Origin of the sequence: Microbacterium sp. BK668 (assembly GCF_004362195.1) — a bacterium.
GTDB lineage: Bacteria > Actinomycetota > Actinomycetes > Actinomycetales > Microbacteriaceae > Microbacterium.
This window is the reverse complement of the sequence record NZ_SNWG01000001.1, coordinates 2,908,091-2,928,324: the sequence shown is the minus strand read 5'-3', so window position 1 is coordinate 2,928,324 and position 20,234 is coordinate 2,908,091. Positions and strand designations below refer to the sequence as shown.

Sequence of the window (20,234 nt, the reverse complement as noted above, 5' to 3'; positions counted from 1 at the left end):
CGCGCGAACCCGGTGTCGGAGGGCCCGCCTAGACTTGTCGGGTGCCCATCGTCCCTGTCGTCGCGCCCGCAAACAGCAGCCCGAACCCGGCCGTGAAGTCCGGCTCCACCGGGCAGTTGAGCGTGCGCGGAGCGCGCGTGCACAACCTCAAGGACGTCGACCTCGACATCCCTCGCGACTCGCTCGTCGTCTTCACCGGCCTGTCCGGCTCCGGCAAGTCCAGTCTCGCCTTCGACACGATCTTCGCCGAGGGCCAGCGCCGGTATGTCGAGTCGCTCAGTGCGTACGCACGCCAGTTCCTCGGCCAGGTCGACCGTCCCGACGTCGACTTCATCGAGGGCCTGAGCCCCGCCGTCTCAATCGACCAGAAGTCGACCAACCGCAACCCCCGATCGACGGTCGGCACGATCACCGAGATCCACGACTACATGCGCCTGCTGTGGGCGCGCATCGGCGTGCCGCACTGCCCCGAGTGCGGCGAGATCATCCGGCGTCAGACCGTGCAGCAGATCGCGGATCAGCTTCTGGAGCTTCCCGAGCGCACCCGGTACCAGATCGTCGCGCCGGTCGTGACCCAGAAGAAGGGCGAGTTCGTCGACCTCTTCCGGGAGCTCGGTGCGAAGGGCTACGCCCGCGGGATCGTCGACGGCGAGCTCATCCAGCTCGCCGAGCCGCCGGTGCTGAAGAAGAGCTACAAGCACGACATCGCGGTGGTGGTCGACCGCCTCGTCGCCAGCGACGACATCCTCGGCCGCGTCACCGACTCCGTCGAGACGGCCTTGGGCCTGGCCGGCGGCATCATGCAGGTGAACTTCGTCGACGAGGAGGGCGATGCCGCGTGGCAGAACTTCTCCGAGAAGCTCGCGTGCCCGAACGGCCACCCTCTTCAGCTGACCGAGATAGAGCCGCGGACGTTCTCGTTCAACGCCCCATTCGGCGCCTGTCCCACCTGCTCGGGCCTCGGAACGCGCATGTCGGTCGACGTCGACCTCATGCTCGGCGACGAGGACCTCTCCATCCGCGAAGGCGTGCTCATCCCGTGGACGACGCAGGGCAAGGGACTCTTCCAGTACTACGAGCGGCTCCTCGAGGGACTCGCCGCCGACCTCGGCTTCTCGCTCGACACGCCGTGGAAGAGGCTGCCCCAGGCGGTCCAGGAAGCCGTTCTGCGCGGCGAGAACTACAAGGTCACCGTCCGCTGGAAGAACCGGTACGGGCGCGAGATGCGCTACTCCTCGGGCTTCGAGGGCGTCGTGCCCTACATCGAGCGGCAGTACGCCCAGGCCGAGTCCGACACGCAGCGCCAGCGGTGGGCCGACTATCTCCGCGAGGTCCCGTGTGCGGTGTGCAACGGGGATCGCCTCAAGCCGGAGGTGCTGGCGGTGCTCGTGCACGGGCATTCGATCGCGGATGCCTCGCGCCTGAGCCTCGCCGACGCGCAGCGGTTCTTCGCGCAGCTCGAGCTCACGCAGCGCGAGGCGATGATCGCGGCGCAGGTGCTCCGTGAGATCCGTCTGCGCCTCGACTTCCTGATCCAGGTGGGCCTCAACTACCTCAACCTCAGCCGCTCGGCGGGATCGCTCTCGGGCGGCGAGGCGCAGCGCATCCGGCTGGCGACCCAGATCGGCTCGGGCCTGACCGGAGTGCTCTACGTCCTCGACGAGCCGTCGATCGGCCTGCACCAGCGGGACAACCGCCGCCTCATCGAGACGCTCGTGAAGCTGCGCGATCTGGGCAACACGCTGATCGTCGTCGAGCATGACGAGGAGACCATCCACGCGGCCGACTGGGTCGTCGACATCGGACCCCGCGCCGGCGTCGACGGGGGAGAGGTCGTGCACTCCGGACCTCTCGCCTCCCTGCTCGAGGACCGCGGGTCGATCACGGCCGACTACCTCACGGGTCGCCGCGAGATCCCGACGCCGAACAAGCGCCGCAAGATCGACAAGAACCGCAGGATCTCGGTGGTCGGCGCGCGGGAGAACAACCTCAAGAACGTCACGGTCGACTTCCCGCTCGGCGTGCTCACCGCCGTCACCGGCGTGAGCGGGTCGGGCAAGTCCTCCCTCGTCAACGACATCCTCTACGAGGTGCTCGCCGCGCGGCTCAACGGCGCGCGCCGCGTCGCCGGCAAGCACACCCGCGTCACGGGCACCGACGACCTCGACAAGGTCGTGCACGTCGATCAGGGGCCGATCGGGCGCACGCCGCGCTCGAACCCGGCGACGTACACGGGCGTCTTCGACCGCATCCGCACGCTCTTCAGCGAGACTCCCGAGGCGAAGGTGCGCGGCTACCAGCCCGGACGCTTCAGCTTCAACGTCAAGGGCGGCCGCTGCGAGGCGTGCTCGGGCGACGGCACGATCAAGATCGAGATGAACTTCCTCCCCGACGTGTACGTCGACTGCGAGGTGTGCCACGGCAAGCGGTACAACCGCGACACGCTCGCCGTGCACTACAAGGGCAAGAACATCGCGGAGGTGCTCGAGATGCCGATCGCCGAGGCGGCGGTCTTCTTCGAGCCGATCCAGGCGATCCACCGCTACCTTCAGACGCTCGTCGACGTCGGGCTCGGCTACGTCCGGCTCGGGCAGTCGGCGACGACCCTGTCGGGCGGCGAGGCGCAGCGCGTCAAGCTCGCGACCGAGCTGCAGCGCCGGTCGAACGGCCGCTCCATCTACGTGCTCGACGAGCCGACCACCGGTCTGCACTTCGAAGACGTCCGGCGCCTCCTCGAGGTCCTGAACGGGCTCGTCGACAAGGGCAACACGGTCATCGTCATCGAGCACAACCTCGACGTCATCAAGTCGGCGGACTGGGTCATCGATCTCGGACCCGAGGGCGGGTCCGGCGGCGGCGAGATCATCGCGACCGGAACGCCCGAGACCGTCGCGCGCGTGGAGGGCAGCCACACGGGGGCGTTCCTCGCCGAGGTGCTCGGCCTGACGTCGGCCGACGAGACGGTCGCGCGCAAGGCCGGCTGAGCGGGATGGGCGCCACCACCCGCACGCCGACGGTCGCCTACAAGCCCAGACCCGGCGAGATCCCCACCAATCCGGGTGTGTACCGCTTCCGCGACGCCGACGGGCGCGTGCTCTACGTCGGCAAGGCGAAGAATCTGCGCGCGCGGCTGTCGAACTACTTCGCCCCGCTGCACACTCTCCACGAGCGCACCCGCCGCATGGTGATGACCGCGGCATCCGTCGAATGGACCGTCGTCGCGACAGACGTTGACTCCCTGCAGCTGGAGTATCAGTGGATCAAGGAGTTCGATCCGCCCTTCAACGTCCGGTACCGCGACGACAAGTCGTATCCCTTCATGGCCATCACTCTCGCGGACGAGGCGCCGCGCGTAATCGTGACCCGCAACCGCCGCATCAAGGGGGCGAAGTACTTCGGCCCCTACCCGAAGGTGTGGGCCGTGCACGACACGATCGACCTGATGATCAAGGTCTTCCCGATCCGCACCTGCAGCGACTCGTCGTACAAGAAGGCGATGGCGACGGGGCGGCCGTGTTTCCCGGGGCAGATCGGACGGTGCGGCGGACCGTGCTCGATGAAGGTCACCGTCGAGGAGCATCGTGCGATCGTCGAGGACTTCATCGCCTTCATGTCCGGGGGCGACCAGCGCTTCACCCGTGAGCTGACGGTGCGCATGCGCGAGGCATCCGCCGCGATGGACTACGAGTCCGCCGCGGTGTACCGCGACAAGCTGCAGGCGATCGACGCCGTGCTCAACAAGAGCGCCCTCGTGCTGTCGGAGGACACCGACGCCGACCTCTTCGGCATCGCGGAGGATGAGCTCGCCGCCACCGTGCAGCACTTCGTCATCCGCGGCGGGCGCGTCCGCGGCGTGCGCGCGACGACGATCGAGAAGGAGCTCGACATCACGGGCGCCGAGCTCGTCGATCAAGTGCTGCAGCGCACTTACGGCGCGGCGGTCGAGGCGGACATCCCGAAGCAGGTGCTCGTGCCCGTCCTTCCCGAAGACGCCGCCGAGCTCGAGGAGTGGCTGCGCGGGCGCCGCGGGCGCAACGTCTCGATCCAGGTCGCCCAGCGGGGTCGCAAGGCCGAGCTTCTCAAGACCGCGACGCTCAACGCGCAGCAGGCGCTCATGCTCCACAAGACACGGCGCACGAGCGACTACGTCGCGCGCACCCAGGCCCTCACCGATCTGCAGGAGGCGCTCGACCTCGCCGAGGCGCCGCTTCGCATCGAGTGCTTCGACGTGTCGCATCTCGGCGGCACGAACGTCGTCGCCTCGATGGTCGTCTTCGAGGACGGCCTGCCCCGCAAGGACCAGTACCGCTCGTTCAAGGTCGAGGAGACCACCGACGACACCGACTCGCTCTATCAGGTGCTGACGCGGCGCCTTGCCTACGTCGACCGTGGCGACGACGCTCAGGACGACCCCGCAGACGACCCCGCAGACGATGCCGCAGACGATGCGCTGCGCGAGGCGGGGACGGAGGATGCCGCGCCCGGCGGCCCTTCGCAGGCTGCGGCGGATGACGAGGTCGTCGTGACCGAACGGCGCCGGCCGCGCTTCGCCTACCGCCCTCAGCTGCTCGTCGTCGACGGCGGCAAGCCCCAGGTCGAGGCGGCCGCGCGCGCCCTGCGCGACGCCGGCCATGAGGAGATCGCGCTGTGCGGCATCGCCAAGCGGCTGGAAGAGGTGTGGCTGCCGGGGGAGGACTTCCCCGTGATCCTTCCGCGCACGAGCGAGGCGCTGTATCTCCTGCAGCGCCTGCGCGACGAAGCGCACCGCTTCGCCATCACGCATCAGCGCAAGCGCCGGCGTAGCGACATCCAGAGCGTCCTCGCCGAGATACCCGGCCTGGGCGAGGCGAGGATCCGCGCCCTGCTGCGGCACTTCGGCTCCGTCGCGGCGCTCAAGCGCGCCACGACGGAGCAGATCGAAGAGCTGCCTGGAGTCGGCCCGAAGCTCGCGGCATCCATCCACGCGCACCTCGGCGAGTCCTGACGCGCGCTGCGAGCGGCGAATCGCCCGGTGCGGAGTCGGTAGGCTGATCCGGACGACGGGGGTGGGTCATGACGCAGGAGGAGCCGCAGGACGCCGGCGAGGTCCTGATCGTCACGGGCATGTCCGGCGCCGGCCGCTCGACGGCGGCCGACGCCCTGGAGGATCTCGGCTGGTACGTCGTCGACAATCTGCCTCCGCAGATGCTCAAACCCCTGCTCGACCTCTCCGGCCTCGCCGGCGGCGCCCTGCCGCGTGTCGCGGTCGTCGTCGACGTGCGCGGGCGCGACCTCTTCCGCGAGCTTCCCGAGGTCACGCGCGCGCTGCGCGACGCCAAGCAGCACCTGCGCGTGCTGTTCCTGGATGCCTCGGACGACGTGCTCGTGCGCCGCTTCGAGTCGGTGCGCCGGCCGCACCCGCTGCAGAGCGACGGGACGATCCTCGACGGGATCCGGCGCGAGCGCGACGCCCTCGCTCCGGTGCGGGAGGGGGCCGACATGATCGTCGACACGTCGGGCTACAACATCCACCAGCTCGCGACTCAGATCGTCGACCTCTTCGCGCAGGAGGGTCAGGCCAAGCACGCCGTCACGATCCAGAGCTTCGGATTCAAGTACGGTCTGCCGCCGGACGCCGACATCGTGGCCGACATGCGCTTCCTGCCGAACCCGTTCTGGGACGAGAGCCTGCGCCCGTTCACGGGGGAGGACGACGCCGTGCGCGAGTACGTGCTCGGGCAGGAGGGGGCGCGGGAGTTCCTCGAGGCGTACGCCTCTGCGCTGGCCCCCGTGCTGGAGGGCTACCAGCGAGAGAACAAGCGGCATTCGGTCGTCGCGATCGGCTGCACGGGAGGCAAGCACCGCTCCGTCGTCATGGCGAAGGAGCTCGCCGCCCGGCTCGCCCAAGTGCCCGGTGTGACCGTCCGGGTCAAGCACCGCGACCTGGGCCGCGAGTAGGCTAGACCCTCGTTCCCGAAGCCCTATCGCGAGGAGTCCCGTGTCGCTGACCGCCGACGTCAAAGCCGAGCTGACCGCCGTCCGCGACCCGAGGCCCACGGCGCGCGTCGCTGAGCTCACGTCGCTGCTGCGCTTCTCGGGCGGTCTGCACTCCATCGCCAACCGCGTCGCTGTCGAGGCGGAGCTCGACTCCGACGTCCTCGCCCGTCGCGTCGCGCGCGATCTCGTCGAGATCTACGGCGTGCGTCCCGAGCTCGTGCACGTGCAGGGCTCCGGAGGGCGAGGCGGCAGCCATTACGCCGTGCGCGTCATCGAAGGGGGCGAGACCCTGGCCCGGCAGACGGGCCTCCTCGACCAGCGCCGTCGTCCGGTGCGGGGCCTGCCGAACAAGCTCACGACGGGCGCCCGACCCGACCTCGCCGCCGTGTGGCGCGGCGCCTTCCTCGCCTCGGGCTCGCTGAGCGAGCCCGGTCGCTCCGCCGCCCTGGAGATCTCCTGCCCGTCCGGCGAAGCGGCGATGGCGCTCGTCGGCGCTGCGCACCGTCTGGGAATCGCGGCGAAGGCCCGCGAGGTCCGCGGCGTCCCCCGTGTCGTCGTGCGGGAGGCCGAGGCGATCCGCCAGGCATTGGCCGCCATGGGCGCCGTCCGCGCCGCCGCCGAATGGGACCAGCTGCGCCAGCGGCGCGAGGTCCGCGCCGGCGTGAACCGCCTGGTCAACTTCGACGACGCCAACCTCCGTCGTTCGGCGCAGGCCGCGGTCGCCGCGTGCGCTCGGGTGGAGCGGGCCCTGGAGATCCTCGGAGACGACGTGCCCGATCACCTCAAGCAGGCCGGCGACCTGCGTCTCGCGCACCGGGACGCGAGCCTCGACGAGCTCGGCCACCACGCCGATCCTCCTCTCACGAAGGATGCTGTGGCCGGCCGCATCCGGCGCCTCCTCGCCATGGCCGACAAGAAGGCGGAGGCCGAGGGCCTGCCCGGCACAGAGTCGGCGGTCCCCGCCGGCGCCGCAGACTGAACGCAGACCGAACGCAGATCGAACGCGGGCTGATCGCGCACGGATCGCAGGCTGATCGCGCACGGATCGCGGACGGATCGCGGATGGATGCCTCGACCCGAACGGCCGCGGTGACGCGCGTCTACCCGGCTGTCGCGCGGGGAAGCAACCCCTCTGGCGGTGCGTTGCCCCTCACTAGGATGAACTCGTCACCCTCGCTGGACGCCGGGGATCCCCTGGCGCAGCGCCGACAGGAAGAAGAGACCATGGCGAAGTACACGCTGCCCGACCTCCCCTACGACTACGCCGCGCTGGAGCCGCACATCAGCGGCAAGATCATGCAGCTGCACCACGACAAGCACCATGCGACCTATGTGGCAGGCGCGAACACCGCGCTGGAGCAGCTGGCCGAGGCGCGGGAGAGCGGCAACCTCGCGAACGTCAACAAGCTCGAGAAGGACCTCGCGTTCAACCTTGGCGGCCACGTGAACCACTCCATCTTCTGGACGAACCTCTCGCCGGACGGAGGCGGACAGCCCGAGGGCGAGCTCGCGGCGGCGATCGACGAGTTCTTCGGCGGATTCGAGGAGTTCCAGGCGCACTTCACCGCCGCGGCGACCGGCATCCAGGGGTCGGGCTGGGCTGTCCTGAGCTGGGATCCGATCGGCCGGCAGCTGATCATCCAGCAGCTGTTCGACCAGCAGTCGAACACGGCGCAGGGCACCGTCCCGGTCTTCCAGCTCGACATGTGGGAGCACGCCTTCTACCTCGACTACCTCAACGTCAAGGCCGACTACGTCAAGGCCGTCTGGAACATCGCGAACTGGCAGAACGTGCAGGAGCGCTTCGCGGCCGCCCGCGAGAAGACGACGGGCCTGCTGGTACTGTCATAGCAAGTGCGGCGTCCCGGCGGGCGCCCCGCCGGGACGCCGTTGTCCACTCGTCTGAACTGCAACAACCAGCGCACTCGCGCATGACACCTTCAGGAGAAATTCCGTGACTGTCAAGATCGGAATCAACGGCTTCGGCCGCATCGGACGCAACTACCTCCGCGCGGCTCTCGCGCAGGGCGCTGACCTCGACATCGTCGCCGTCAACGACCTCACCGACAACAAGACGCTCGCCCATCTGCTCAAGTACGACTCGATCCTGGGTCGCCTGAACGAGGAGGTCTCGTACACCGAGGACTCGATCACGGTCGGCGACAAGACCATCAAGGTGTTCGAGGAGCGCGACCCCGCGAACCTGCCCTGGGGCGAGCTCGGCGTCGACATCGTCATCGAGTCGACCGGTCGCTTCACGAAGGCCGCCGACGCCGGCAAGCACATCGCCGGCGGCGCGAAGAAGGTCCTCATCTCCGCTCCCGCCTCGGGCGAGGACGGCACGTTCGTCATCGGCGCCAACGAGGAGACCTACGACTCCGCGACGCAGAACATCATCTCGAACGCGTCCTGCACCACGAACTGCCTCGCGCCGCTCGCGAAGGTCTTGAACGACGAGTTCGGGATCGTCAAGGGCCTCATGACGACGGTCCACGCGTACACCGCCGACCAGAACCTGCAGGACGGCCCGCACAGCGATCTGCGTCGCGCGCGCGCCGCCGCGCTCAACATCGTCCCGACCTCGACCGGCGCGGCCAAGGCGATCGGCCTCGTCCTCCCCGAGCTCAAGGGGAAGCTCGACGGCTTCGCGCTGCGCGTGCCCGTGCCCACCGGCTCGGCGACCGACCTCACGGTCGAACTGGAGCGCGAGGTCACGGTCGACGAGGTCAAGGCCGCCTACAAGGCCGCCGCCGAGGGCCCGCTCAAGGGCATCCTCAAGTACACGGAGGACGAGATCGTCTCGAGCGACATCGTCACCGACGACCACTCCTGCATCTTCGACGCCGGCCTCACGCGCGTCATCGGCAACCAGGTGAAGGTCGTCGGCTGGTACGACAACGAGTGGGGCTACTCCAACCGTCTCGTCGACCTCACCGAGATCGTCGCGTCGAAGCTCTGATCGATCATGGCTCTGCGCACCCTCGATTCGCTGGGTTCGCTGGCCGGCAAGCGTGTCATCGTCCGTGCTGACCTCAACGTCCCTCTTCAGGGCGAGGTCATCACGGACGACGGCCGTGTGCGGGCCACGCTCCCCACGCTGAACGCTCTCATCAATCACGGCGCCCGCGTCGTCGTGTGCTCTCACCTCGGCCGTCCCGACGGCGCCCCCGATCCTGCGTACAGCCTCGCACCGGTCGCCCAGCGGCTCTCCGAGCTCCTCGGCAAGCCCGTCGCGTTCGCCCGCGACACGGTGGGCGAGTCCGCCCGCGAGGCGGTGCAGGCGCTGGAGGACGGCGACGTCGCGGTCATCGAGAACCTCCGCTTCAACCCGGGCGAGACGGCGAAGGATGACGCGGCGCGGCGTGCGTTCGCTGAGGAGCTCGCTCAGCTCGGCGATGTGCTCGTCTCCGACGGCTTCGGCGTCGTCCACCGCAAACAGGCATCCGTGTACGACCTCGCCCAGCTTCTGCCGTCGGCTGCCGGATACCTCATCGAGAAGGAGGTCGACGTCCTCGATCGCCTCACCGAGAACCCGGAGCGCCCGTACACGGTCGTGCTGGGCGGATCGAAGGTCAGCGACAAGCTCGGCGTCATCGCGCATCTGCTCCCTCGCGCCGACAAGATCCTCGTCGGCGGCGGGATGATGTTCACCTTCCTCGCGGCGCAGGGCTACAAGGTGGGCAAGAGCCTCCTCGAGGAGGACCAGATCGAGACGGTCAAGGGGTACATGTCGACAGCGCAGGAGAAGGGCGTCGAGCTCATCCTGCCCGTCGACACCGTGGTCGCAGCGGCGTTCTCCGCCGACGCCGAACGCGCCGAGACGGACGCCGACAGGATCGAAGACACCCCGGTGGGCCCCGAGGCCCTCGGACTCGACATCGGGCCGCAGACCGCGGGTGCGTTCGCGGACGCCATCCGCTCGTCGACGACCGTCTTCTGGAACGGGCCCATGGGCGTGTTCGAGATGGCTCCCTTCGCGGCGGGCACCAAGGCGATCGCGCAGGCCCTCACCGAGGTCGACGGGCTCAGCGTCGTCGGCGGGGGCGACTCCGCCGCAGCCGTCCGCCAGCTCGGGTTCTCGGACGACCAGTTCGGGCACATCTCGACGGGCGGAGGCGCGAGCCTCGAATTCCTCGAGGGCAAGAAGCTCCCCGGACTGGAGGTCCTCGGATGGCAGTGACCGATCGACCGGCTCAGCGGCCGCGTCTCCCGCTCATCGCGGGCAATTGGAAGATGAACCTCGACCACCTGCAGGCGGTCGCGTTCGTCCAGAAGCTCCACTGGACCCTCAAGGACGCCAAGCACGAGGACGGCTCCGTCGAGGTGGCGGTCTTCCCGCCGTACACCGACCTGCGAACCGTGCAGACCCTCCTCGACGCTGACAAGATCCCCTTCGGCCTCGGCGCCCAGGACCTCTCGGCGCAGGATTCCGGCGCGTACACGGGCGAGATCTCCGGCGCCTTCCTCTCGAAGCTGCAGTGCCGCTACGTGATCATCGGGCACTCCGAGCGCCGGCAGTATCACGCTGAGACCGACGAGGTCGTCGCCGCGAAGACCCAGGCGGCCCTCCGCCACGGGCTCGTTCCGGTCATCTGCGTCGGCGAGACGGCGGAGGATCTCGAGAAGTTCGGTGCGAGCGCCGTGCCGGTCGGGCAGCTGGATGTCGCGCTCAAGGACCTGAAGGCGGATGCGGAGATCGTCGTGGCGTACGAGCCGGTCTGGGCGATCGGCTCGGGGCAGGCGGCGACGCCCGAGCAGGCCCAGGACGTCTGCGCGAAGCTCCGGCACGTGGTGGCCGAGAGGCTCGGCCAGGAGGCGGCGGAGCGCACCCGCATCCTGTACGGCGGATCGGTCAAGTCCGGGAACATCGCGAGCTTCATGCGGGAGCCCGACGTGGACGGTGCCCTGGTGGGCGGTGCGAGCCTCGTCGTGGACGAGTTCGCGGCGATCATCCGCTATCAGAAGCACGTCGGAGTCTGACCCGCCCGGTATACTCGTCCCTTGTGCGACCGAAGGGTCGCGCTCCGATGTTCGCGGTGCGACCCCCGGTCGCGCTCCGATGTTCGTGCGATCCCCGTCGATCGCGGCGAAAGGCTTTCACGACTGTGCAGATCCTCGAGTTCGTCCTGCAGGTGCTCCTCGGCATCACGAGTCTCCTGCTGACCCTCCTCATCCTGCTCCACAAGGGTCGGGGCGGCGGCCTGTCCGACATGTTCGGCGGTGGCCTCACCTCGTCGCTCGGCTCGTCGGGCCTGGCGGAGCGCAATCTCAACCGGTTCACCATCATCCTGGCCCTCGCGTGGTTCGTGTCGATCGTGGCTCTCGGTCTGATCACGAAGTTCCAGGGGATCTGATGGCCACCGGAGGCAACGCGATCCGCGGCACGCGCGTCGGCGCGGGCCCGATGGGCGAGCAGGACCACGGATTCCACGCCGAGCGCGTCGCGATCTCGTACTGGGACGCACTCGGCAATGAGACCGTCCGGTACTTCGCCGCCGGGATCCCCGAGGAGGAGATCCCCGATGTCATCGACTCCCCGCACTCGGGTCTTCCCGCCGGGCGCGACAAGGACAATCCGCCGGCGGTGGCCAAGACCGAGCCGTACAAGACCCACCTCGCGTACGTGAAGGAGCGCCGCACGGAGGAAGAGGCCGAGGCCCTGCTCGGCGACGCGCTGCAGCAGCTGCGCGAGCGCCGCGGCGAGGACTGAGTCCGCTCCGCCGCCGCACACCCATACGACGAAGAAGGACCGCGCTCCGGCGCGGTCCTTCTTCGTGCGGCCTGCGCCGTCGTCAGTATTCGCCGGTGATGAGCTCGACCGGAACCTGCGACGCCGCGGCCTCGTCGACGAAGAAGATCGTCCGGCGGCGGCCCTTGGCACCGGCCGCGGGAACGCTCTGGTAGCTCGCGCCGGCGAGGGCGAGGCCGAGCGCCGACGCCTTGTCGGTGCCGGCCAGGACGAGCCACACGCGCTGCGAGGAGTTGATCACCGGACGGGTCATCGTCACGCGGTCCGGCGGGGGCTTGGGGGAGTCCCGCACCGGCAGCACCGCCTGATCGGTCACGCGGATCTCCTCGCGGTCGGGGAAGAGCGAGGCGATGTGCGCGTCCGGCCCGACACCGAGGAAGCAGATGTCGAACGACGGCCACGCGTCGGCGCTCCCCTCCGGGCGGAACCGGGCGAGCTCGCGCGCGTAGTCGGCGGCGGCGGCATCCAGATCTCGGGTCTCGTCGCTCGCGGCGGCGGCGTGGATGTTGGCGGCGGGGATGTCGAGACCGTCGAGCAGGGCGTCGCGCGCCTGCTTCTCGTTGCGCTCGGGATCATCACGGGGGACGAACCGCTCGTCGCTCCACCAGAAGTGGACGAGCGACCAGTCGACCTTCGCGAGCTTGGGATGGCGTGCGGCGGCCGCGAGCACCGCGGAGCCCATCGAGCCGCCGGTCAGGGAGATGTGCGCCGGGCGGCCGTCGGAGGTGATCTTGACCAGTCGGCTGAGGAACCGCGCCGCCACCGAGTCAGCCAGAGTCGCGGGATCGGGGCTGATCACCACGCGCTTCTCGGTGTAGAACTCAGCCATTTGCCTCCGTCGGTTCGGGCGGCCCCAGCAGCTGCCACCCCTCGGTGATCACTCGACCATACAGGAGGTCGGGGTCGAGCCGTCGAAGCTCCTCCGCGAGGCATTCGCGCAGCGTCCGGCGGGGGAGGACCAGGTCGTGGTCGGGCTGGCCGGGCTGATAGAGGCACGCGATCGCGGGGCTCGAGCGCTCGAGCACGATGTCGCCGCTCTCCCGGACGAGGCGCACCGACTTGATGCCGTCGTGCCACTCGTCCGGCGGCAGGTAGCGCCAGTCGACCGGGACGTCGAGCATGAGCCGCAGCCATGCCGCCAGCAGGGCCGTCGAGGGGGAGCTGCTCGCGCCGCGCACCTCGATCGCGGTGATCGGCTCGTACGGCGGCTGGTCGAGCACCGCCGCGAGCTGCTCGCGCCAGTGCGTGAGGCGTGTCCATGCGAGGTCGGTGTCGCCGGGCTCGTGGTTCTCGCCGAGTGCCGACAGGCGGTGCGCGTCGTACGGGCGGGTCGAGGCATCCGTGATCCGCCGCTGCGCGATGCGCCCGAGCGGTGAGGCCGACGGGATCTCCGGCGGATAATCGGGCCACCAGACCACGACGGGGGCGTCCGGCAGGAGGAGCCCGGTCACGAGGCTCTCGATGTTCGAGGCGGCGTCGCCGAAGGCCTGCAGCACGACGACCTCGCTCGCGCCGGCGTCGCCGCCCACGCGGATCTGCGCGTCGAGGCGGGGATCGCCGTCCTTGCCGACCATCAGCACGATGACGCGCATCGGGTGCTCGCGCGAGGCGTCGTTCGCGGCCTCGATGGCCTCTTCCTCGGCGCCGTGGCCCGTGACGATGACGAGCGTGAGGACGCGGCCGAGGGCGACCGCCCCGCCCTCCTCGCGGACGTCGATGAGCGCCCGCGAGATCTTGCTGACGTTGGTGTCGGGGAGTTCGATGATCACGGCCGCCTCCAGGTCCGTCCGTCGCGCGCGAGGAGCTCGTCCGCGGATGCGGGGCCCCACGAGCCGGGCGCGTACTGGTCGAGCGGGCCGCCCTGCGTCGCCCAGAATCGCTCGAAGGGATCGAGGATCTTCCACGAGAGCTCGACCTCCTCGTGCCGCGGGAACAGCGGCGGGTCGCCGAGCAGGACGTCGAGGATGAGGCGCTCGTACGCCTCGGGGCTGGCCTCGGTGAAGGCGTGCCCGTAGCCGAAGTCCATCGTCACGTCACGCACCTGCGTGCCGGCTCCCGGCACCTTCGAGCCGAAGCGCAGCGTCACGCCCTCGTCGGGCTGGACGCGGATGACCAGGGCGTTCTGGCCGAGCTCCGACGTCTGGCTGCGCGAGAAGAGATGCTGCGGAGCACGCTTGAAGACGACCGCGATCTCGGTCACCCGCCGGCCCAGGCGCTTGCCGGTACGGAGGTAGAACGGCACGCCGGCCCAGCGGCGCGTGTTGACCTCGAGCTTGATGGCCGCGTAGGTCTCGGTCGTCGAGTCGGCGGCCATGCCCTCCTCCTCGAGGAAGCCGAGCACCTTCTGGCCGCCCTGCCACCCGCCGGCGTACTGGCCCCGCGCGGCGGCCAGGGACAGGTCCTCCGGCAGGGTCACCGCCGCGAGGACCTTCTCCTTCTCGGCGCGGAGGTCGGCCGCGCCGAACGTGATCGGCTCCTCCATCGCGGTGAGCGCCATGAGCTGCAGGAGATGGTTCTGGATGACGTCGCGTGCCGCGCCGACGCCGTCGTAGTAGCCTGCGCGGCCGCCGACGCCGATGTCCTCGGCCATCGTGATCTGCACGTGGTCGACGTAGTTGCGGTTCCAGATCGGCTCGTAGAGCTCATTGGCGAAGCGCAGCGCGAGGATGTTCTGGACCGTCTCCTTGCCGAGATAGTGATCGATGCGGAAGATCGAGTCGGTCGGGAAGGTCGAGCGTAGGACGTCGTTCAGCTCGCGTGCCGACTCGAGGTCGTGTCCGAACGGCTTCTCGATGACGACCCGGCGCCAGCGGTCCGCCTGGTCGGCCGTGTCGTCGACGAGGCCCGACGACTTCAGCTGCTCGGCGACGACCGCGAAGTCCTTCGGAGGGATCGAGAGGTAGTACGCGTGGTTGCCCATCGTGCCGCGCTCGACATCGAGCTTCTCCACCGTCTCGCGCAGGCGCCGGAAGGCCTCCGGGTCGTCGAAGGTGCCCGAGACGAAGCGGATGCCCTGGAGCAGCTGCTTCCACGTCTCTTCGCGGTACTCGGTGCGCGCGTTCTGCTTGACCGCCTCGTGGACGACCTCCGCGAAGTCCTGATCCTCCCAGTCGCGGCGGGCGAAGCCGACGAGCGCGAAGCCGGGCGGCAACAGGCCGCGGTTGGCGAGGTCGTACACGGCGGGCATGAGCTTCTTGCGCGACAGATCGCCCGTCACGCCGAAGATGACGAGCGCACTGGGGCCCGCGATGCGGTTGAGGCGCCGGTCATCCGGGTCGCGCAGGGGGTTGTGTCCGCGCGAGATCTCGACGCCGCTCCCACTCGGGGCGCTGCTCGATCCAGGGGTCTCCGGAACGGTCATCGGAACGGTGCTCCTACTGGGCGGCTTCGAAGAGCGTGAGCACCTCGAGCTGGGGATCGGTGAGGGTGAGCGTCACGACGGGCCGGCCGTGGCCCTCGGCGAGGACGGAGGCATCTCCGGCCGCCTGCGCCTGGATGAGCTGGCCGAAGGTGAACGGCCGCCCCGGGATCTCGAGGTCGACGTCGGTCGCCTCGAGGATCTGCAGGAACACGCCGTTCGCAGGACCGCCCTTGTGGTACTGCCCCGTCGAGTGCAGGAACCTCGGTCCCCATCCGAACGTCGTGGGCCGGCCGGAGTCGGCGGCGACGAGCTCGCGCAGTCCCGCGAGCTGAGGGAGCGCGAGCCGGTTGACGTACGCCTGGATCGAGACGTAGCCGTCGGCCGGCAGGCGCGACCACAGCGCGTCGAGGACGCCCGCGACCGTGCCGGAGGCGGCCAGGGCGGGGTCGGAGACCCGGACCTCCACGCCGTCGACCGTGAACGCCGGAGCCGCGGGCTCGGGCCGGGCCTCGAGCAGGCCGCGCGTGGCGGCCTTCGCCGACTCGACGTCCGGCTGATCGAAGGGGTTGATGCCCAGCATCCGTCCCGCGATCGCCGTCGCGTACTCCCACACGATGAACTGCGCCGCGAGCGAGCCGCTCACGAGCACTTCACCCGGGTGGCGCTCGCGGAAGTGGAAGGCCTTCGCCTCGTCCACGAAACGGACCACCTGCAGGTCGGACGGCGTGTTCTCGAGCTCGGGCGAGACGGGCAGCAGGACGACCGGAAGGATGCCGGTGCCCTCCTTGCCCGTGGACTCCGCGACGAGCTGCTCGATCCAGTCGGGGAGACCGACGATGTGTGTGCCGTCGGTCACGAGGCCGAGCTTGTCGGCGCGCGGGTCGCCGCCGGCGATCGCCGCGGCGAGGACCAGCGCGGGGTTGTCGGGGCTGTCGATGGCGACCTCGAGGAGCGTCGCGTCCGCCTCTGCGAGGAGCTCGCCGATGTCGACGCCGGCGAGGCCCGTCGGGACGAGCCCGAAGGCCGTCAGCGCGGAGTAGCGCCCGCCGACGCTGGGGTCGGCGTTGAAGACGCGGTACCCCTCGGCTCGGGCCGACTGGTCCAGCGGCGAGCCGGGATCGGTGACGACGACGATGCGCTCGACCGGGTCGATGCCGAGGTCGCGCCACGCCGCCTCGAAGGCGCGCTTGGCCGAGTCGGTCTCGACGGTCGATCCCGACTTCGACGAGACGACCAGCACCGTCCGGCTGAGTCCTCCGGCCTCGGCGTCGCCGTCGATGGCGGCGAGCACCTGTCCGGGGGCCGTCGAGTCCAGGATGACGAGCGGCACGCCCGCCGTCTGCGCGATGACCTCGGGGGCAAGCGACGATCCGCCCATCCCCGCCAGGACGACGCGTGTGACCCCCTTGGCCCGCAGCTCCTCGCGCAACGCCAGGATCTCGGGCACGAGGGGCCGCGAGACGCTGACCGCGTCGACCCATCCGAGCCGCTTCGAGGCCTCGGCCTCCGCGTCCGGCCCCCACAGGGTGGAGTCGGCCGCCGTGATGCCCGACGCGACGAGGTCGGCCACGAGACCGGGCAGCGTCTGATCGACGATGGACTTGACGCGCCCGGTCAGATGGAGGTCGAAGCTCATCGAGCGGCCTCGGGGGCCGCGGCGAGGGCGTTGGTGACGGTGTCCTGCAGCTCGTGCCACGAGACGATGAACTTCTCGACGCCCTCGTCCTCGAGCACCTGCGTCACGTCCGCGAAGTCCACCCCGACGGCGGCGAGCTGGTCGAACACGCCGTGCGCGTCGGCGTAGTTGCCGGTGACGGTGTCGCCGGCGATCTCGCCGTGGTCGAAAGTTGCCTCGAGGGTCTTCTCGGGCATCGTGTTGACGGTGCCGGGGGCGACGAGCTCGGTGACGTAGAGCGTGTCGGGCAGCGACGGGTCCTTGACGCCGGTCGAGGCCCACAGCGGGCGCTGCACGTTGGCTCCGGCATCCGTCAGCGCCTTCGCGCGGTCCTCGGCGAACTTCTGCTCGTACAGCTCGTACGCGAGGCGCGCGTTGGCGACGCCGGCCTTCGACTTGAGGGCGAGCGCCTCGTCCGAGCCGATGGCCACGAGACGCTTGTCGACCTCGGTGTCTACGCGCGACACGAAGAACGACGCGACCGAGTGGATCTTCGAGATGTCGAGGCCGTCCGCCTGCGCCTTCTCGAGGCCCGCGAGGTACGCGTCGATGACCTCCGCGTAGCGTTCGAGGCTGAAGATGAGCGTCACGTTGACCGAGATCCCGGCGCCGATCACCTCGGTGATGGCAGGGAGGCCGGCCTTGGTCGCGGGGATCTTGATGTGCACGTTCGGGCGGTCCACGGCGGCCGAGAGCTTGCGCGCCTCGGCGACGGTCGCCTCGGTGTCGTGCGCGAGGTCGGGGGAGACCTCGATCGACACGCGACCGTCGACACCGCTCGTCGCGTCGGCGACGGGGCGGAAGATGTCCGCGGCATCGCGCACGTCGTCGGTCGTGATCGCGAAGATCGCGTCATCCGTGGTCGCACCGTTCGATGCCAACTCGGCGACCTGCGCCTCGTACGCGTGGCCCTTCGACAGCGCCGTTGCGAAGATGGTCGGGTTCGTCGTCACGCCCGTGACGTTGCGGTTCGCGATCAGATCGGCGAGGTTGCCGGTCGTGATCCGCTCGCGCGAGAGGTCGTCGAGCCAGATGCTGACGCCCTCGGCGGAGAGCTTCTCGGTGGGGGTGCTCATGCGTTGTCTCCTTCGTTCCCCGCCGCAGCGGCGATGGTTTCGCGCGCCGCCTCGACGACGGCTTCGGCGGTGATGCCGAACTTCTGGAAGAGGGTCTTGTAGTCGGCCGAGGCACCGAAGTGCTCGATCGAGACCGAGCGCCCGGCGTCTCCCACGATGCCGCGCCACGACAGTGCGAGGCCGGCCTCGACCGAGACACGGGCCGTGACAGCGGAGGGGAGCACGCTCTCGCGGTAGGCCTCGTCCTGCTCGGCGAACCACTCCAGCGACGGCGCCGACACGACGCGGGCGTTGATGCCCTCTGCCGCGAGCGTCACGCGGGCGGCGATGGCGAGCTGAACCTCCGAGCCGGTGCCGATGAGGATCACGTCCGGCGTGCCGCCGGGAGCCTCGGCGAGGATGTAAGCGCCCTTGACGGCGCCGGCGGCCGAGGCGAACGCGTCGCCGGAGGCCTCGCCCTCGCTCCGCTCGAACACGGGGATGTTCTGGCGGGTCAGCGCGAGGCCCGCCGGGCCAGTGTGGCGCCGGAGCAGCTCGAGCCAGACCACGGCCGTCTCATTGGCGTCGGCCGGGCGCACGACGGTGAAGTTCGGGATGGCGCGCAGGGCCGCCAGCTGCTCGATCGGCTGATGCGTGGGGCCGTCCTCGCCGAGGGCGATCGAGTCGTGCGTCCAGACGTAGATCGAGGGGATGCCCATGAGCGAGGCCAGTCGCACCGCAGGACGCATGTAGTCGCTGAAGATCAGGAACGTCCCGCCGAAGGCGCGCGTGGGGCCGTGCAGCACGATGCCGTTGACGATCGCGCCCATCGCGTGCTCGCGGATGCCGAAGTGCAGCACGCGGCCGAAGCGGTCGCCCGTCCACTCGTGCGTCGACCACTCGCTCGGGATGAACGACTTCGCCGACTTGATCGTGGTGAGGTTGGACTCCGCCAGATCGGCCGATCCGCCCCACAGTTCGGGCAGCGCGTCGGCCAGGGCGTTGATGACGGTTCCGGACGCGGCGCGGGTCGAGACATCCTTGCCCGCCTCGAACGCCGGCAGCGCGGACTCGATGTCGCCCGGCAGCTCGCGCGCCTGCAGGCGGTCGAACAGCGCCTTGCGCTCCGGGTTGGCGGCGGCCCACGCGTCGAACCTCTCCTGCCAGGCCGCCTTCGCCGCCTCGCCGCGCTCGCGCAGCGACCGCGTGTGCTCGAGCACCTCGGCGGGGACCTCGAAGGTCTCGTCCGGGTTCCAGCCGAGGACCTCCTTGGTCGCGCGCAGCTCGTCCGAGCCGAGCGCCGAGCCGTGGATCTTGCCGGTGTTCTGCTTGCCGGGCGACGGCCAGCCGATGATCGTCTTGAGGATGATGATCGACGGCTTGCTCGTCTCGCCCTTGGCCGCCTCGATGGCGGCGTAGAGCTCGGGGACGTCCTCGACGTATTCGCCGGTGCGCTTCCAGTCGACGGTCTGGACATGCCAGCCGTAGGACTCGTAGCGCTTCGCCACGTCCTCGGTGAACGCCACATCCGTGTCGTCCTCGATCGAGATCTGGTTCGAGTCGTAGATCACCACGAGGTTGCCGAGCTCCTGGTGGCCGGCGAGGGAGGATGCCTCGCTCGTCACGCCCTCCTGCAGGTCGCCGTCCGACGCGATGACGTAGATGAAGTGGTCGAACGGCGACTCGCCCGCCGGGGACTCGGGGTCGAAGAGGCCGCGCTCGTAGCGGGCGGCATAGGCGAAGCCGACCGACGAGGCGAGGCCCTGGCCGAGCGGGCCGGTCGTGATCTCGACGCCGTCGGTGTGGCCGTACTCCGGGTGGCCGGGGGTCAGGGATCCCCACGTGCGCAGCGCCTTGAGGTCGCCGAGCTCGAGGCCGAAGCCGCCGAGGTAGAGCTGCACGTACTGCGTCAGCGACGAGTGGCCCGCCGAGAGGATGAAGCGGTCGCGGCCCGGCCAGTGGACGTCGGCGGGGTCGTGGTTGAGAACCCGCTGGTAGAGGAGGTAGGCGGCCGGCGCGAGGCTCATCGCCGTGCCGGGGTGGCCGTTGCCGACCTTCTCGACAGCGTCCGCCGCCAGCACGCGGGCCGTGTCCACGGCGCGCTTGTCGATGTCTTCCCAACGCAGTTCCGACACGGGACCGCCTTTCGTCTGAAGGGTTTCGGCGCCCCGGCGGCCGCGCCGCACAGCGCTCGAGGAGTTCTGGCGGGAGGGGATTCCGCGCGGGGTCGCGCCTGTGGTTGTCAGCATATCGAAGGCCCGAGGCCGGACGGACCCGTGTGCCGTTGTGTGACTGCCACAAACCCGAGGCGCCCGGCAAGCGTCGCACGCCGGGCGATCGCGACCGTTGCGCGGAGGTGTCGGCCACGTGACCGGCCGCTCACCGCTCGCAGCGCGCGGTGGTGAGGCGCCGAGCGGG

16 protein-coding genes are annotated in these 20,234 nt (G+C 69.8%); 10 read left to right on the top strand and 6 right to left on the bottom strand.

Annotation, left to right across the window (positions count from 1 at the left end):
- Nucleotides 1-92 precede the first annotated feature (92 nt).
- The 10 genes from uvrA (at nucleotide 93) to EV279_RS13100 (ending at nucleotide 11,686) form a co-directional block, all read left to right on the top strand.
- The gene (gene uvrA / locus EV279_RS13145; protein WP_133544953.1) at nucleotides 93-2,984 is read left to right on the top strand and encodes an excinuclease ABC subunit UvrA; all 2,892 of its coding nucleotides are present in this window, start codon (nucleotides 93-95) and stop codon (nucleotides 2,982-2,984) included.
- Between the two features lie 5 nt (nucleotides 2,985-2,989).
- Nucleotides 2,990-4,984 (top strand): excinuclease ABC subunit UvrC, encoded by a 1,995-nt coding sequence (gene uvrC, locus EV279_RS13140; protein ID WP_133544174.1) that lies wholly within the window; start codon nucleotides 2,990-2,992, stop codon nucleotides 4,982-4,984.
- A gap of 68 nt (nucleotides 4,985-5,052) precedes the next feature.
- Nucleotides 5,053-5,937, top strand: a complete 885-nt coding sequence (rapZ, locus tag EV279_RS13135) for an RNase adapter RapZ (protein ID WP_133544173.1) — start codon at nucleotides 5,053-5,055, stop codon at nucleotides 5,935-5,937.
- Between the two features lie 40 nt (nucleotides 5,938-5,977).
- Nucleotides 5,978-6,955, top strand: a complete 978-nt coding sequence (whiA, locus tag EV279_RS13130) for a DNA-binding protein WhiA (RefSeq protein WP_133544171.1) — start codon at nucleotides 5,978-5,980, stop codon at nucleotides 6,953-6,955.
- A gap of 245 nt (nucleotides 6,956-7,200) precedes the next feature.
- Nucleotides 7,201-7,827: a superoxide dismutase gene (locus EV279_RS13125; protein WP_133544169.1), complete on the top strand. Its 627-nt coding sequence runs from the start codon at nucleotides 7,201-7,203 to the stop codon at nucleotides 7,825-7,827.
- Nucleotides 7,828-7,930: 103 nt separating this feature from the next.
- Entirely contained in the window at nucleotides 7,931-8,935 is a 1,005-nt protein-coding gene (gene gap / locus EV279_RS13120) for a type I glyceraldehyde-3-phosphate dehydrogenase (protein ID WP_133544167.1), read from the top strand.
- 6 nt (nucleotides 8,936-8,941) lie between these two features.
- Entirely contained in the window at nucleotides 8,942-10,156 is a 1,215-nt protein-coding gene (locus EV279_RS13115) for a phosphoglycerate kinase (protein ID WP_133544165.1), read from the top strand.
- On the top strand, nucleotides 10,147-10,956 hold the full coding sequence (tpiA, locus tag EV279_RS13110) for a triose-phosphate isomerase (protein ID WP_133544163.1): 810 nt from the start codon (nucleotides 10,147-10,149) through the stop codon (nucleotides 10,954-10,956). The genes EV279_RS13115 and tpiA overlap by 10 nt, the downstream gene beginning before the upstream one ends.
- A 125-nt stretch (nucleotides 10,957-11,081) precedes the next feature.
- Nucleotides 11,082-11,330 (top strand): preprotein translocase subunit SecG, encoded by a 249-nt coding sequence (secG, locus tag EV279_RS13105; RefSeq protein WP_133544161.1) that lies wholly within the window; start codon nucleotides 11,082-11,084, stop codon nucleotides 11,328-11,330.
- Nucleotides 11,330-11,686 carry an RNA polymerase-binding protein RbpA gene (locus EV279_RS13100; protein WP_133544159.1) on the top strand — a complete coding sequence of 119 codons (357 nt, stop codon included), beginning with the start codon at nucleotides 11,330-11,332 and terminating at the stop codon, nucleotides 11,684-11,686. Before secG ends, EV279_RS13100 begins: the two co-directional genes overlap by 1 nt.
- A gap of 82 nt (nucleotides 11,687-11,768) precedes the next feature.
- On the opposite strand, the gene pgl is transcribed toward EV279_RS13100, so the two are convergent.
- The 6 genes from pgl to tkt are packed head-to-tail and all read right to left on the bottom strand — an operon-like array spanning nucleotide 11,769 to nucleotide 19,951.
- Nucleotides 11,769-12,554: a 6-phosphogluconolactonase gene (gene pgl / locus EV279_RS13095; RefSeq protein WP_133544157.1), complete on the bottom strand. Its 786-nt coding sequence runs from the start codon at nucleotides 12,552-12,554 to the stop codon at nucleotides 11,769-11,771.
- Nucleotides 12,547-13,494: a glucose-6-phosphate dehydrogenase assembly protein OpcA gene (locus tag EV279_RS13090; RefSeq protein WP_133544155.1), complete on the bottom strand. Its 948-nt coding sequence runs from the start codon at nucleotides 13,492-13,494 to the stop codon at nucleotides 12,547-12,549. The genes pgl and EV279_RS13090 overlap by 8 nt, the downstream gene beginning before the upstream one ends.
- Nucleotides 13,491-15,086 carry a glucose-6-phosphate dehydrogenase gene (zwf, locus tag EV279_RS13085; protein ID WP_133544153.1) on the bottom strand — a complete coding sequence of 532 codons (1,596 nt, stop codon included), beginning with the start codon at nucleotides 15,084-15,086 and terminating at the stop codon, nucleotides 13,491-13,493. The genes EV279_RS13090 and zwf overlap by 4 nt, the downstream gene beginning before the upstream one ends.
- 13 nt (nucleotides 15,087-15,099) lie before the next feature.
- Entirely contained in the window at nucleotides 15,100-16,722 is a 1,623-nt protein-coding gene (locus EV279_RS13080) for a glucose-6-phosphate isomerase (protein ID WP_133544151.1), read from the bottom strand.
- Nucleotides 16,719-17,837, bottom strand: a complete 1,119-nt coding sequence (gene tal, locus EV279_RS13075) for a transaldolase (protein WP_133544149.1) — start codon at nucleotides 17,835-17,837, stop codon at nucleotides 16,719-16,721. Before tal ends, EV279_RS13080 begins: the two co-directional genes overlap by 4 nt.
- The gene (gene tkt, locus EV279_RS13070; protein WP_133544147.1) at nucleotides 17,834-19,951 is read right to left on the bottom strand and encodes a transketolase; all 2,118 of its coding nucleotides are present in this window, start codon (nucleotides 19,949-19,951) and stop codon (nucleotides 17,834-17,836) included. Before tkt ends, tal begins: the two co-directional genes overlap by 4 nt.
- Nucleotides 19,952-20,234 lie beyond the last annotated feature (283 nt).

Bases quoted from the DNA above. Each gene is read 5' to 3' on its own strand.
- uvrC (WP_133544174.1), top strand. From the start codon at position 2,990: ATGGGCGCCACCACCCGCACGCCGACGGTCGCCTACAAGCCCAGACCC.
- rapZ (WP_133544173.1), top strand. From the start codon at position 5,053: ATGACGCAGGAGGAGCCGCAGGACGCCGGCGAGGTCCTGATCGTCACG.
- EV279_RS13125 (WP_133544169.1), top strand. From the start codon at position 7,201: ATGGCGAAGTACACGCTGCCCGACCTCCCCTACGACTACGCCGCGCTG.
- EV279_RS13115 (WP_133544165.1), top strand. From the start codon at position 8,942: ATGGCTCTGCGCACCCTCGATTCGCTGGGTTCGCTGGCCGGCAAGCGT.
- tpiA (WP_133544163.1), top strand. From the start codon at position 10,147: ATGGCAGTGACCGATCGACCGGCTCAGCGGCCGCGTCTCCCGCTCATC.
- EV279_RS13100 (WP_133544159.1), top strand. From the start codon at position 11,330: ATGGCCACCGGAGGCAACGCGATCCGCGGCACGCGCGTCGGCGCGGGC.
- pgl (WP_133544157.1), bottom strand. From the start codon at position 12,554: ATGGCTGAGTTCTACACCGAGAAGCGCGTGGTGATCAGCCCCGATCCC.
- zwf (WP_133544153.1), bottom strand. From the start codon at position 15,086: ATGACCGTTCCGGAGACCCCTGGATCGAGCAGCGCCCCGAGTGGGAGC.
- EV279_RS13080 (WP_133544151.1), bottom strand. From the start codon at position 16,722: ATGAGCTTCGACCTCCATCTGACCGGGCGCGTCAAGTCCATCGTCGAT.
- tal (WP_133544149.1), bottom strand. From the start codon at position 17,837: ATGAGCACCCCCACCGAGAAGCTCTCCGCCGAGGGCGTCAGCATCTGG.